Annotated in this window: 9 protein-coding genes, 1 tRNA gene and 1 pseudogene; 5 read left to right on the top strand and 6 right to left on the bottom strand. The window is 37.4% G+C overall.

Annotated features, from left to right (window positions below; translation table 11 throughout):
• Nucleotides 1–201: 201 nt before the first annotated feature.
• The 3 genes from rpsA to aroA all read right to left on the bottom strand — a co-directional run bounded on the left by rpsA (nt 202) and on the right by aroA (nt 4,014).
• The gene (gene rpsA, locus NPY00_RS00850) at nt 202–1,902 is read right to left on the bottom strand and encodes a 30S ribosomal protein S1 (protein ID WP_269020139.1); all 1,701 of its coding nucleotides are present in this window, start codon (nt 1,900–1,902) and stop codon (nt 202–204) included.
• Between the two features lie 148 nt (nt 1,903–2,050).
• Complete coding sequence (gene cmk / locus NPY00_RS00855) at nt 2,051–2,698, bottom strand: (d)CMP kinase (protein ID WP_269020140.1); 648 nt, start codon at nt 2,696–2,698, stop codon at nt 2,051–2,053.
• Nucleotides 2,695–4,014 (bottom strand): 3-phosphoshikimate 1-carboxyvinyltransferase, encoded by a 1,320-nt coding sequence (gene aroA / locus NPY00_RS00860; protein ID WP_269020141.1) that lies wholly within the window; start codon nt 4,012–4,014, stop codon nt 2,695–2,697. The genes cmk and aroA overlap by 4 nt, the downstream gene beginning before the upstream one ends.
• Nucleotides 4,015–4,197: 183 nt before the next feature.
• Between aroA and NPY00_RS00865 the strand changes: the two genes are divergently transcribed.
• The 3 genes from NPY00_RS00865 (at nt 4,198) to ilvD (ending at nt 6,754) form a co-directional block, all read left to right on the top strand.
• Nucleotides 4,198–4,581: a TIGR02300 family protein gene (locus tag NPY00_RS00865; RefSeq protein ID WP_269020142.1), complete on the top strand. Its 384-nt coding sequence runs from the start codon at nt 4,198–4,200 to the stop codon at nt 4,579–4,581.
• Between the two features lie 125 nt (nt 4,582–4,706).
• Nucleotides 4,707–4,782: transfer RNA gene (locus NPY00_RS00870), tRNA-Ala, on the top strand.
• 133 nt (nt 4,783–4,915) lie between these two features.
• Nucleotides 4,916–6,754: a dihydroxy-acid dehydratase gene (ilvD, locus tag NPY00_RS00875; protein ID WP_269020143.1), complete on the top strand. Its 1,839-nt coding sequence runs from the start codon at nt 4,916–4,918 to the stop codon at nt 6,752–6,754.
• A 103-nt stretch (nt 6,755–6,857) separates the two neighbouring features.
• Here the strand turns inward: ilvD and mutS are convergent, their stop codons facing one another.
• Nucleotides 6,858–9,590, bottom strand: a complete 2,733-nt coding sequence (gene mutS / locus NPY00_RS00880) for a DNA mismatch repair protein MutS (RefSeq protein WP_269020144.1) — start codon at nt 9,588–9,590, stop codon at nt 6,858–6,860.
• A gap of 227 nt (nt 9,591–9,817) precedes the next feature.
• On the opposite strand from mutS, the pseudogene NPY00_RS00885 reads away from it, so the two are divergent.
• Nucleotides 9,818–11,137 (top strand): annotated as a pseudogene (locus NPY00_RS00885) (malic enzyme-like NAD(P)-binding protein); the annotation flags it as partial.
• Nucleotides 11,138–11,575: 438 nt separating this feature from the next.
• Here NPY00_RS00885 and secB read toward each other — a convergent pair.
• Both secB and NPY00_RS00895 read right to left on the bottom strand, forming a co-directional pair.
• Nucleotides 11,576–12,052, bottom strand: a complete 477-nt coding sequence (secB, locus tag NPY00_RS00890) for a protein-export chaperone SecB (protein WP_269020146.1) — start codon at nt 12,050–12,052, stop codon at nt 11,576–11,578.
• Between the two features lie 103 nt (nt 12,053–12,155).
• A complete protein-coding gene (locus NPY00_RS00895; protein WP_269020147.1) occupies nt 12,156–12,659 on the bottom strand; it encodes an FxsA family protein in 504 nt (167 codons plus the stop codon).
• A 178-nt stretch (nt 12,660–12,837) separates the two neighbouring features.
• On the opposite strand from NPY00_RS00895, the gene NPY00_RS00900 reads away from it, so the two are divergent.
• Nucleotides 12,838–13,524 (top strand): Tim44/TimA family putative adaptor protein, encoded by a 687-nt coding sequence (locus NPY00_RS00900; protein WP_269020148.1) that lies wholly within the window; start codon nt 12,838–12,840, stop codon nt 13,522–13,524.
• Nucleotides 13,525–13,545 lie beyond the last annotated feature (21 nt).

The raw sequence follows: 13,545 nt of genomic DNA on the forward strand, positions 1-13,545 counted from the left end.
TGCAATAAATGGAGGTATTTTATTTCAATAATGGGTGATGCCAAGAAAAAACAATAATTTTTTCTTTCTATTGGAAAAATGTGATTATTTTTGCTGAATGACTGAAATATCAAGATTATAGTTTTATTTCAAAATAAAAAGGTCGCTAGAAAAACTAACGACCTTCATTCAAATGATTAATTAAGGTTAAATGACCAATAATTACTCCTGTTCTTGTTTTTTTAATGCTGCGCCCAGAATATCTCCAAGAGAAGCTCCTGAATCCGCTGAACCATATTGAGCAACAGCTTCTTTTTCTTCTGCAATTTCTAAAGCTTTTATAGAAACTGAAAGCTTACGTGTTTTTTTATCAAATGTAGTAATGCGAGCATCAATTCTTTGCCCAATAGAAAAACGTTCAGGGCGTTGCTCATCGCGATCACGTGCTAAATCAGCACGACGAATGGTTGTTTCCAGATCATGGTCAATGAGTCTTACATCAACGCCATTATCGTTGATTTCAGTGACTTCACAGGTAACAATAGCACCTTTACGTAATTCACCAGAAGCTGCAGCTTCTCCAACTTTATCACCGGAAAGTTGTTTGATTCCAAGTGAAATTCGTTCTTTTTCAATATCAACATCAAGAACAACGGCTTTAACGATATCACCTTTGTTATAGGTATCAATAACTTGTTCACCGGGACGATTCCAATCAAGATCAGAAAGATGAACCATACCGTCAACATCACCTTCAAGACCGATGAAGAGACCAAATTCTGTTTTGTTTTTAACTTCACCTTCAATTTGTGAATTTACAGGGAATTTGTTTGCAAAAGCGACCCATGGGTTTTCAAATGTTTGTTTTAGACCGAGAGAAATACGTCGTTTAGACGGATCAATTTCAAGAATAACGACTTCTACTTCTTGTGATGTGGATAATAACTTTCCAGGGTGGATATTTTTCTTTGTCCAACTCATTTCAGAAACGTGGATGAGTCCTTCAATACCCGGTTCGATTTCAACAAAACCACCATAATCAGTGATGTTGGTGACCGCACCAGTAATTTTTTTACCAACGGGATATTTTGCACTGATACTATCCCAAGGATCACTTTCAAGCTGTTTCATACCGAGAGAAATACGGTGTGTATCTTGATTAATACGAATAATCTGAACTTTAATTGTTTGACCGATTGTAAGGATCTCAGATGGATGATTAACGCGCCGCCAAGCCATATCTGTTACATGCAAGAGACCATCAATCCCTCCCAGATCAACGAAAGCACCGTAATCTGTAATATTTTTAACAACACCTTCAACGATTTGAGTTTCTTCAAGATTTTGAACAATTTCTGAACGTTGCTCAGCTCGACTTTCTTCTAAAACAGTTCGACGTGAAACAACGATATTGCCTCGACGACGATCCATTTTTAGAATTTCAAAAGGTTGAGGGTTATTCATTAAAGGAGCAACATCGCGAATGGGACGAATATCCACTTGACTGCGAGGAAGGAAGGCAATAGCACCATCAAGATCAACAGTAAAACCACCTTTAACTTGGCTAAAAATAACTCCGTCTACACGTGCACCGGCATTGAATTTCTCTTCAAGACGAATCCAGCTTTCTTCACGACGTGCTTTTTCACGCGACAATACAGCTTCACCCAACGCATTTTCAATGCGTTCAATGTAAACTTCAACTTCATCACCAACTTGTAAAGAACCATCTTTTCCTTTTGCTCCAAATTCTTTAAGTGGGATGCGTCCTTCTACTTTAAGACCTGCATCGATGATAGCCATATCTTTTTCAATGGCAATGACACGGCCTTTAACAACGGATCCTTCATTAAGATCATTCGTTTGAAAGGATTCCATTAAAAGTGTTTCAAAATCCGCTGTTGTGGGGTTGTACTGTGACATAAGAACTCCTAATACATACCTTATATCATATTGCAAAATATTGCAAAAGGTATAAGCGCTGGGTTAGTGTTGATACGCAGTGATTTCATGCCTTTTTCTTTCATAAACAAGAAAACTTAGCGCTTGGCTTGAAATCACCAAGGTGATTTTATTCAAAACCATAAGCTTTTATGATGGGATCAATAAAAGCACATGCAGTTTTTAATGTCGCTTCTATACTCAATTCTGATGTATCAAGCAAGAGGGCGTTTTTTGCTGGGACAAGAGGACTGTGTTTACGTGTCATATCGCGGATATCGCGTTGTTCAAGAGTAGCGAAAATTTCATTATAATTTGCTGGTTGCCCTTGGTTTAATATTTCTTGATAGCGACGTTGTGCACGAGTTTGAGCATTGGCAAAAACATAAAGCTTCACATTTGCTTCGGGATAGACAACAGTACCAATATCACGTCCGTCAAGTACACTACCAGGTAAAGTTTTCGCAAAATCACGCTGTTTTGCAATAAGAATTTCACGAACAGAAGGCATAAGAGCTATTTTTGAAGCGGCTTCACCAATTTCGTGAGAAGTTAATAGAGATGAGTTTAAGGTGTGAACATCAAGCTTTTTAGCATATACAATAGCGTTTTCTTCATCATCAAGTGCTAATTTATGTTGTAAAAGTGTATAAGCAACATTGCGATAAGTAAGACCGGTATCCAAATGATTAAGATGATAATGAGCCGCAATTTTGCGTGCTAATGTCCCTTTTCCTGAAGCGGCAGGACCATCAATAGCAATGACAAAAGGTTTCAATGGATTTGACCTCCGAGTTGCTGCATTAAAGGGATAAATTCTGTAAAATAAGGAGATATTATTTTTGTAGTATCTATAGTAATAGGTTTTTCGGAAACGAGACCAAAAACAAGAAAGCACATTGCAATTCGAGGATCAAGATGTGTGACAACATGTCCACCATCTAAACCTTTTGCTGAATTTTGTCCATGAACGATGAGAAAGTCTGTACCTTTTTCACAGTTTACTTGATTGTTTTTTAAGCCCTGGATCACAGTAGAGAGCCTATGTGATTCTTTAACATGTAATTTGTCAGTTCCTAACATGATTGTTTTTCCTTCGGCAAAGGCTGCAGCGACTGCTAAAATATCATAGTTATCAAGGATGGATGGAAAACGCTCTTTTGGGATAGTGATGCCTTTTAACGGTGAAGATTTGACACGGAGATCAGCAACATCTCCTCCTACAGTTTTCCGTTTATTCACAAGTTCAATGTTTGCTCCCATTTCCCATAACGTTTGGATAAAGTCTATTCTGGTATTATTTATCAGAACATTTTCAATGAGAACATCCGAATTTTCTACAAGAAGAGCTGCAATAAGTGGAAAGGATGCGAAAGATAGATTCCCTGGAATATCAATCATTTGTCCAGTGAGGTGTGGTTGACCACTGAAATGAATAAATTGTTTGCCTTCTTTATTGGTTTCTACTTCAAGTTTAGCTCCAAATGCTTTTAACATTGTTTCTGTGTGATTTGGGGTGAATGTTGGTTCAATAACAGTTGTCGTTCCAGCAGTATTAAGACTAGCAAGAAGAATGGCTGATTTAACGTGTGCAGAAGCGGTTGGCATATGATAGCAGATTGGATTAGCCATTTTAGGGCCATAAAGCGTTAAAGGTAAAAAATTATTAGGTGGTGTTTCAATTTCAGCGCCCATTAAACGCAGTGGATCAAGAATTTGTCTCATCAAGTATGTTGATGAAAAGGAATCACCGATAAAAGTTGTTTTCATATGATAAGAACCAACCATTCCGAGAATTAGGTGTGCACTTGTTCCAAAGTTTAAAGGAGCTTGTGCTTGCAATAAACAACCATTTCCAGTTCCGTGAATAATCCAGGAATCTTTTTCTTTGTGAATATGTGCTCCCATAGCCTGCATGGCTGTGGCTGTATATAAGATATCTTCATTTTCATGAAGTCCGCGAATACACGTTTTGCCATTTGCCAATCCTCCTAGTATCAAAGCTTGATGAGCAATGGACTGATCAGCAGGTATTTTAATTTTTCCAGAAAGATTGATGGATTTATGAACGATTGCAGGTCTTGATTTTTGCATAGAAGATTTATTTACTTTATTTACTTTACAGAATGAAGCGCTCTTTATCATAAGCTTTCATAAACGTCATAAGAAAAATACGCGTGTAATAATGTATTTATCTTTGACAAATGCATCTTTTTTTGCTTAAGCACCATAAAATCAGTCTTTAATGAAATTGTCTAATTTAAAGAGGCACGATCTATGGCAAAACAGGAACTTGGAACCAAACGCATTGACCCAGAAACGGGTAAAAAGTTTTACGATCTGAATAATGATCCTATCGTGTCACCTTATACGGGTATTTCTTATCCACGCTCTTACTTTGAAGTTGTGGCTGCTGAAGCGAGCAATGAAGAAGAAGTTGATGCTGAGGAACTGGACACAGCATTAGAAAAATCTAATTTCATGCTTCTTGAAGAGGATATTGATGATTCTAAAGATGAAGATATCCCTGATTTGGGAGATAGTGATGTAGATCTCGGAGACGATGATGATACATTTTTAACTCACGATGACAGCGATGAAGATGACGATGTTAGTGATATTCTCGGCAGTGGTAATGTTTCTAACGAGGATGATGCGTAAGAAAAACAAGCAGAGAAGGAATTATTTTTATTCAATATAAATTATCCTTGATCTTGAATTTGTCTCGTTCTAAAAATTTTTAATGGATTTTTCATTCCTTTTTTCTAGGGGGTGGGTGTCTTTATGGGGCTATAGCTCAGCTGGGAGAGCGCTTGCATGGCATGCAAGAGGTCAGCGGTTCGATCCCGCTTAGCTCCACCAAAAAACGGTTATTTTTTCACGAAAAACGAAAAATCTATTAAGAATGATTTTTTCTGTTTTTGGTATTAAAACTCTTATTTTGAAATTAAATCACAGGACAACGGAAAAAATAAGAGAAGGGGGGAGGGAAGTCATGCCTTCTTATCGTTCGAGAACATCGACGCATGGGCGAAATATGGCAGGTGCACGTGGACTTTGGCGTGCAACTGGCATGAAAGATATTGATTTTGGGAAGCCCATTATTGCAATTGCCAATTCCTTTACACAATTTGTACCGGGACATGTCCATTTGAAAGACCTTGGACAATTGGTTGCACGCGTAATCGAGTCTTCTGGTGGTGTTGCAAAAGAATTCAATACGATTGCTATTGATGATGGAATCGCTATGGGTCACGATGGAATGCTTTATTCTTTGCCTTCACGGGAGATTATTGCTGATTCTGTTGAATATATGGTCAATGCTCATTGTGCTGATGCTCTTGTGTGTATTTCTAATTGCGACAAAATTACCCCCGGCATGTTAATGGCTTCCTTACGGTTAAATATTCCAACTATTTTTGTTTCAGGTGGCCCGATGGAAGCGGGAAAAATTAAATGGAAAGGTCAAGAGATTACGGTTGATTTAGTTGATGCAATGATTGCTGCGGCTTCTGATCAAAATTCAGAAGAAGAAGTTTTTGAAATGGAGCGTGCTGCTTGTCCTACTTGTGGTTCTTGTTCAGGAATGTTTACTGCTAATTCTATGAATTGTCTTACAGAAGCATTAGGCCTTTCTCTTCCTGGAAATGGATCTATGTTGGCTACGCATGCGGATCGTAAGCTTCTTTTTGAAGACGCAGGACGCCGAATTGTTGCATTAGCTAAGCGTTATTACGAAAAAAATGATAAAACAGTTTTGCCACGTTCTATTGCTTCACGTAAAGCTTTTGAAAATGCAATGACTTTAGATATTTCTATGGGTGGATCGACAAATACTGTGCTGCATCTTTTAGCAGCAGCACAGGAAGGTGAAGTAGATTTTACCATGGCTGATATTGATAGGCTTTCACGGAATGTTCCTGTTTTGTGTAAGGTTGCGCCTGCAGTGGCTCATATCCATATGGAAGATGTTCACCGTGCCGGTGGTGTGATGGGATTGTTAGGTGAATTGGATGAAGCAGGTCTCATTGATACATCCACTTATACGGTTCATGCAAAAACAATGAAAGAAGCTCTTTGTCAATGGAGTATAAAACAGTCGAATGAAACAACTGTTCATGAATTTTATCGTGCTGCACCAGGCGGGATATCAACGCAGGAAGCATTTAGTCAGCTCCGTCGTTATGATAGTCTTGATCTCGATCGTGAAAAAGGTGTTATTCGTGATGTTCAACACGCCTATTCTCAAGATGGAGGATTGGCAGTTCTTTATGGGAATTTGGCACAAGAGGGTTGTATTGTAAAAACAGCAGGTGTTGATTCATCAATTTTAACTTTTAGAGGCCCTGCAAGAGTTTTTGAAAGTCAAGATTCAGCCGTTTCAGCAATTTTAACGGATAAAATTAAGCCAGGTGATGTTGTCTTAATCCGTTATGAAGGTCCGCGAGGAGGACCAGGAATGCAAGAAATGCTCTATCCAACAAGTTATCTGAAATCTAAAGGATTAGGCGAGGTTTGTGCTCTTGTGACTGATGGTCGTTTTTCTGGAGGAACTTCAGGTTTATCGATTGGTCACATTTCTCCAGAAGCTGCTGAAGAAGGCGTTATTGCTTTGGTGGAAGAAGGGGATATTATAGAAATTGATATTCCCCATCGTAAAATTCAGGTTGTTCTCGATGACGTTGAGATTATGCATCGTCGTATTCAGATGGAAAAAAAGGAACAAGCTGCTTGGAAACCAATAGAAGAACGTAAACGTAAAATTTCGAAGGCTTTGAAAGCTTATGCCGCGATGACAACTTCTGCAGCTAAAGGAGCAGTTCGTAATATTTGATTGAGAGCAGGTTTCGTATTGAAAAAAAGCTTTACGGATAAATAAAATTACTTTTAAGCAGGACGCATATAAGTGTTGTAAATTTATATTTTTGAGGATGAATTTATTTTGTATCAAGTTGTTTGAGGCGGTAAAGTTCTTCTAAAGCTTCTTTTGGTGATAGTTCATCGGGATGGATATTTTTGAGAGCTTCTTTAACAACACAACATTCATTTGCTTTTTGATTTGTTGCAGAAAGATCTTTAAGGGAAAAGAGAGGTAAGTCATCAATTAATTTATGTCCTTTTCCAGTCATTTCGCTTTGTTCTAATTGATGCAAAACATCTGTGGCACGTGTGATAACTTCTGTTGGAAGACCAGCAAGTTTTGCAACTTGTACACCATAGGATTGATCGGCAGCTCCTTTTGCAACTTCATGAAGAAAAATAACATCGCCATCCCAATTTTTTACTTTCATTGTTACATTATGTAAGCGGTCGAGTTTTTCAGTGAGTGCGGTCATTTCATGAAAATGCGTAGCAAGGATTCCGCGACAGTGGTTAACTTCGTGAAGGTATTCAACTGCCGCCCAAGCAATTGAAAGGCCATCAAAAGTTGATGTTCCTCGTCCAATTTCATCAAGAATAACAAGAGAACGGCTACTTGCATGATTGAGAATAGTTGCTGTTTCTACCATTTCCATCATAAAGGTTGAGCGTCCTCGTGCAAGATCATCAGATGCACCAACACGGCTAAATAAACGATCAACAACACCAATATGCGCTGAAGTTGCTGGAACAAAAGAACCCATTTGCGCCATAATAGTAATGAGAGCATTTTGCCGTAAAAAAGTTGATTTTCCCCCCATATTAGGGCCTGTTAGCAACCATATTGCTGCATATTCATGATTTTTTTGTGCAGATAAATCGCAGTCATTGGCAACAAATGGTTTGATTGCCTGTTTACGTAAGGCTTGTTCGACAACAGGATGGCGTCCTGCAGTGATATTAAAAGTGAGTGAATGATCAATTTTAGGGCGACAATATTCTTGTTCTTCGGCTAACTGAGCTAAAGCAACAGAGACATCTAAAATAGCCAGTGCTTCGGCCGCTTTTCGAATAAAATCAATCTGCGTAGTAATTTCATTAACAAGTGTGTCAAAAATTTCTAGCTCAAGCGTTATGGCATGGCCTGCAGCATGAGCAATACGGCTTTCAAGTTCGGCAAGTTCTGTTGTCGTAAAGCGCATAGCATTTGCCATTGTTTGTCTATGAATAAAGCGTGCTTTTGCTTGTGGACTATGTGTGAGCGCGCTCGCTTGTAAGTTTGTGACTTCAATAAAATAACCCAGAATGTTGTTATGCTTAATTTTGAGTGTTTTAATGTCTGTTTCTTGAGCATATTGCGCTTGGAGTTTGGCAATGACGTTTCGTGATTCATCGCGTAAACTCCGCATTTCATCGAGTTCTGGGTGGTAATTGGTACGGATAAAACCACCATCACGTTTGAGAAGTGGCAGATCATCAATCAATGCTTGTTCCAGACGAAAATGTAAGGCTGTTGGCAAGTGTGAAAATACTTCTCGTACATCATTGATTTCTTGAGGAAGTAATTCATTATTTAAAAGTTGGTTCAGTTCACTGATTATTTCAAATCCACGTTGGATTGTTCCGATATCCCGTGGTCCTCCTCGGCCAAGCGCTAAACGCGAAACTGCGCGTGGCATATCTGGCCCCCCCTTTAAAATGAGTCTAATAGCTTCTGCAAGAGATGTATTGCGCAGAAAAAAATCAACTGAATCAAGACGTTTATCAATGGCTGAAGGAGTCGTTAAAGGAGTCATAAGACGATCAACGAGAAGACGTGAACCACCTCCTGTTACAGTACGATCAATGGCTTTTAGCAAGCTTCCATCACGTTGACCTGATGTAGTTCGAGTCAGTTCAAGGCTAAATCTTGTCGCAGCATCAATGAAAAGAGTTGAATTTTCATTTTGGCGCTCAGGTCGCATAAGAGGAGGGCGATGAGTAATTTGCGTTTTTTCAATATAGCGAATAGCAGCAGCAATTGCAGAAAGCTCAGGACGTGAATAATCGGCAATACCTTCAAGAGTTGATAATTTAAAGTAATCGCAAATATCGCGTTCAGCAGTGATCGTATCAAAAAGACTAGCAGGTTGTGGTGAGACAAGACGACCAAGAGCATTAAAAAGTGATTTCTGAGATTTATCATGAAAAAGTGTGTCAGGGACAATCACTTCTTGCGGATCCACACGCATAATGTCTGTTAAAAGTTTTTCTCCATGACTTTCTGTAACACGAAAGATCCCTGTTGAAATATCAATCCAAGAAAGAGCAAATTCTTCTTCATCACTTGTTTTTATGCGAGAAAGTGTCATTAAATAGTTTGCACGTGTTGGATCAAGGAGTTTTTCTTCAGTGATGGTTCCTGGTGTAACAAGACGAACAACGTCACGTTTAACAACTGATTTCGAGCCACGCTTTTTTGCTTCTGCAGGATCTTCTATTTGTTCGCATACGGCAACACGGTAACCACAGGCTATAAGTTTTTGTAAATAATCATCAGCAGCGTGGACAGGGACGCCACACATGGGGATGTTTTCTCCTAGATGCTTTCCTCGTGTTGTGAGTGTAATTCCTAAAGCGCGAGCGGCTTCAATGGCATCATTAAAAAATAATTCATAGAAATCGCCCATACGATAAAAAAGGAGAGAATCATTATTGAGCGCTTTAATTTCTATATATTGTTCCATCATAGGTGTAGGGCGTCCTTGATGGGTGTTGTATGAGGATTGAGGTTGAAGAGTTACGCTATTTGTATGTTCATTTTTTTCCATTTTTTTATGCGCCTATTTTCCTCAATGTAAGCTATTTCGCTTTTTTTATTTACTTCACCATCTATATCTTTATTATCTCTGAACTCAAACGCATGGTAAGTTATCTTCTGGTAAGTTGTCTTTTCAAGACCAGCATAGCGATTTTAGGGATATGAATCAAATTTTAAAACTAAAATTGTATCTAGTTATCAAGTAGATTTTATACCATTTTTGGGAAAGTAAGTGACATGACAACGAATGAAGAAAAACAGAAATTGTATAAAAAAAATTACAGTACAAGTGAACAAGAAGCTCTTGATTTTCATAGTCATGGTCAACCTGGAAAGCTTGAAATTGTTGCAACAAAGCCTATGAAAACTCAGCATGATTTAGCACTTGCTTATTCACCGGGGGTTGCCATTCCGGTTCAAGCTATAGCTCAAAACCCATCATTGGCTTATGAATATACAGCGAAAGGTAATCTTGTTGCTGTGATTTCAAATGGAACAGCTATTTTGGGGTTAGGGAATTTAGGAGCGTTGGCATCTAAGCCAGTGATGGAAGGAAAAGCTGTGCTCTTTAAGCGTTTTGCCAATATTGATTCCATTGATCTGGAAGTTGATACGGATGATACAGAGAGTTTCATAAGTTTAGTTCGCAATTTAGAGCCATCTTTTGGTGGTATTAATCTTGAAGATATTAAAGCACCTGAGTGTTTTATTATTGAGAGTCGTTTACGCGAGATAATGAATATTCCTGTTTTTCATGATGATCAGCATGGAACAGCAATTATTGTAGCGGCTGGCATGATTAATGCTTTACATTTGACTGGACGTGATATGAAGAATACACGATTGGTGTGTAATGGTGCTGGTTCTGCAGGAATTGCTTGTATTGAACTGATAAAAGCTATGGGATTTAATCCTGAAAATATTATTTTATGTGATACGAATGGTGTTGTTTATGAAGGTCGTGAAAAAGGAATGAATCCGTGGAAGGCAGCCCACGCCATTAAGACAGATAAACGCACTCTTGCTGAGGCAGTGGAAGATGCTGATATGTTTTTTGGAGTTTCTGTCAAAGATGCGTTAACTTCAGAAATGGTCAAATCAATGGCTCCTAAGCCTATTATTTTTGCTATGGCTAATCCCGATCCAGAAATTACACCAGAAGAAGTACTAAAAATACGTGATGATGTCATTATGGCAACCGGTCGATCAGATTATCCTAATCAGATTAATAATGTTCTTTGTTTTCCTTACATATTTCGCGGTGCACTTGATGTGCGCGCAAGAGTTATTAATAAAGACATGAAAATTGCGGCAGCAAATGCTCTTGCTCAATTAGCGCGTGAAGAAGTCCCTGATAGCGTTGTGCAAGCTTATGGGGGAAAGCAGTTAAAGTTTGGTTCAGATTATATTATTCCTGCTCCTTTCGATCCGCGGTTACTGACAGTTGTTTCAATGGCAGTTGCAAAAGCAGCAATGGAAAGCGGTGTTGCTAGAAAGCATATTGATGATTTAGCAGCATATGAACGTGAGTTAAAGGATCGACAGTCTTCATTAAATTTATAATGGATTTTTTTGTAATTATGTGCGGTTTGTTTAGGATAAAGATTATTTTTAGCTTAGACAAAGATAGCTGGGAGGAGAAAGGAAGTGATTTTCTCATTCACTCATATTTGTGAAGTAAAAGACTTTGATTGATCCGCAAAAATAAATAAAAAATATTCTTTATTCTTGTGCGGACTGATATGTAACTTTTGCAGAGTATTTTACATTTTTTCTTATCTGAAAACAAAGCTATTACGTACATTTATGGTATTGTTTATGTTCTAAATACAGATGCATTCTCACTATCATATTTAAAAACACCCATCTGTATATCAATATTTATTACATTTTATTCTATTGCTCAGAATAGTTGTTTAAAAGAAAATATAAGACATTTAAAATTTTAACTTTTTTTGCAATAAAAAGAGATAAAAAAACGGGTGTTAAAGGACTTTATGATGATGGCGTTTGGGCATCTTGTTGCTTTTCGGCAACGCGCTTTTGGAACAAAGCTGTAAAATCAATTGGATTAATCCACAAAGGTGGAAAACCACCACTTTGAGTAGCATCAGATATAATTTGTCGAGCAAAAGGAAATAAAAGACGGGGGCATTCAATAAAAACCAGCGGCATAATATGTTCTTGTGGAATGTTATTGATATGAAAAACACCACCATAAACAAGTTCTACATGAAACAGTGTTTCGGTATTATCATTGGCTTTAACCGAAAGAGATAATGTGACATCATAATTATTATCACCAATAGGATCTGCGTTAACATCAATATTAATGTCAATTTTAGGAGCCGTTTCTCGTTGACGTAATGAGTGAGGAGCATGAGGATTCTCAAAGGAAAAATCTTTTAAGTACTGAGATAATACAGCAAACGTAGGCTCTCCGCCCTTATGACTCATTTCACTTTCAGTCATATTAAAACCTTTCATTATCATATATATATTTCTATTTTAGGGCTCAAATAAATTGGTTATCATGTCCTGCAGAATGTTGCAAGAAATGCGCTTTTAGGCTTTTCTACTTTTTTATGTCTGAAGTGTTATCATCATTTTGGTGCCAAGGAGATTCTTTAGGGTCATATTTTTGATAATCTTCTGCATTGAGTTCAATGATTTTCTCAGATTCATTATGAGCGTGAGTGTTGGTTTTGTATTTTAAAGATGAAAAAAGAGATAAAATAAGAGTTCGTATTGGTTTTATAAGAAGTGATATTCCTAAAATATCGCTCACAAAGCCTGGAATAATAAGTAAAATAGCACCAATAATAATGAAAACATTCTCAGTGATATAATATTTTTGTGTTTGTCCTTGGATAAGTTCGCGTTGGATATTTTTAAAAAGATTAACGCCTTGAATGCGTAATACACAGGTTCCAATTATCATTGTTAACAGGATCAAGCTCAGAGTTGCTAAAACTCCAATTTCTTTTCCAACAATGATAAAACCAGCAATTTCAATCAAAAGAGCGCTAAGAACAACCACTGTAAATAAGTAAGGTTTTATATGATAAAACTGTGTCACACGAAAATTCCCTTTTTAGTATTTTTTGTAGAATATATAATTATTCTTCTTTTCACTTAAACTGAAAGGTTATAAATACTATTTGAATGGTAGGTTTACCGATTTTACATGTTTTATTAATATATGATAGTAATTATATATTTTACAAAGGCTTTATGTTTGGAGATTAACAGCCCCCATGGGATTTGACATTGTACTTGTGATCGCTCTTGTTATTATGGTTGTTGTTTTTGTGCAACTAAGGAATGTATTAGGAAAACGGATTGGTTTCGAAAAGCCTCCTTTTGATCCTTATTCGAATCATTCTAAAAAAACAACAGAAACGACGGATGATGTTATTTCATTTCCTAATCAGAATTATTCACAAAAGAATGATTTTAAGGACATTGATGAAATTTCACCAGAAGGAAGTCAATTAAATAATGGTTTGCGGGCTATTCGTCAGGTTGATCCTCATTTTTCTCCTCAATTCTTTGTTAATGGTGCTCAAATTGCTTATGAAATGATCGTAACAGCTTTTGCACAAGGTAATCGTGATCAACTCAAAAAATTGCTTTCTCAAGATGTTTTTAAGAGTTTTTGCGCTGCTATCGAGCAACGAGAAAAAAATAACGAAAGAGTTCAATTCATTTTTGTTGGGATTAATAAGGTTGAGTTTGTTGCAGCAGAAGTGCAAGACAGAGAAGAGTTTATAACCGTACGTATTGTCAGTGAAATTATTTCCGCGACATATAATGAAAAAGAAGAACGCATAGATGGTGATCCTGAAGCTATTGTAGAAATTAAAGATGTTTGGACTTTTGTGCGCAACAGTGTATCACAAGATCCGAATTGGAAGCTTTTTGCAACAGAGAATGAGAGTTAAAGTAACTTTTATTCATTCAGT

This window comes from Bartonella sp. F02 (assembly GCF_026929975.1).
Lineage (GTDB): Bacteria > Pseudomonadota > Alphaproteobacteria > Rhizobiales > Rhizobiaceae > Bartonella.

Bases quoted from the DNA above. Each gene is read 5' to 3' on its own strand.
- rpsA (WP_269020139.1), bottom strand. From the start codon at position 1,902: ATGTCACAGTACAACCCCACAACAGCGGATTTTGAAACACTTTTAATG.
- aroA (WP_269020141.1), bottom strand. From the start codon at position 4,014: ATGCAAAAATCAAGACCTGCAATCGTTCATAAATCCATCAATCTTTCT.
- NPY00_RS00865 (WP_269020142.1), top strand. From the start codon at position 4,198: ATGGCAAAACAGGAACTTGGAACCAAACGCATTGACCCAGAAACGGGT.
- ilvD (WP_269020143.1), top strand. From the start codon at position 4,916: ATGCCTTCTTATCGTTCGAGAACATCGACGCATGGGCGAAATATGGCA.
- mutS (WP_269020144.1), bottom strand. From the start codon at position 9,590: ATGGAAAAAAATGAACATACAAATAGCGTAACTCTTCAACCTCAATCC.
- secB (WP_269020146.1), bottom strand. From the start codon at position 12,052: ATGACTGAAAGTGAAATGAGTCATAAGGGCGGAGAGCCTACGTTTGCT.
- NPY00_RS00900 (WP_269020148.1), top strand. From the start codon at position 12,838: ATGGGATTTGACATTGTACTTGTGATCGCTCTTGTTATTATGGTTGTT.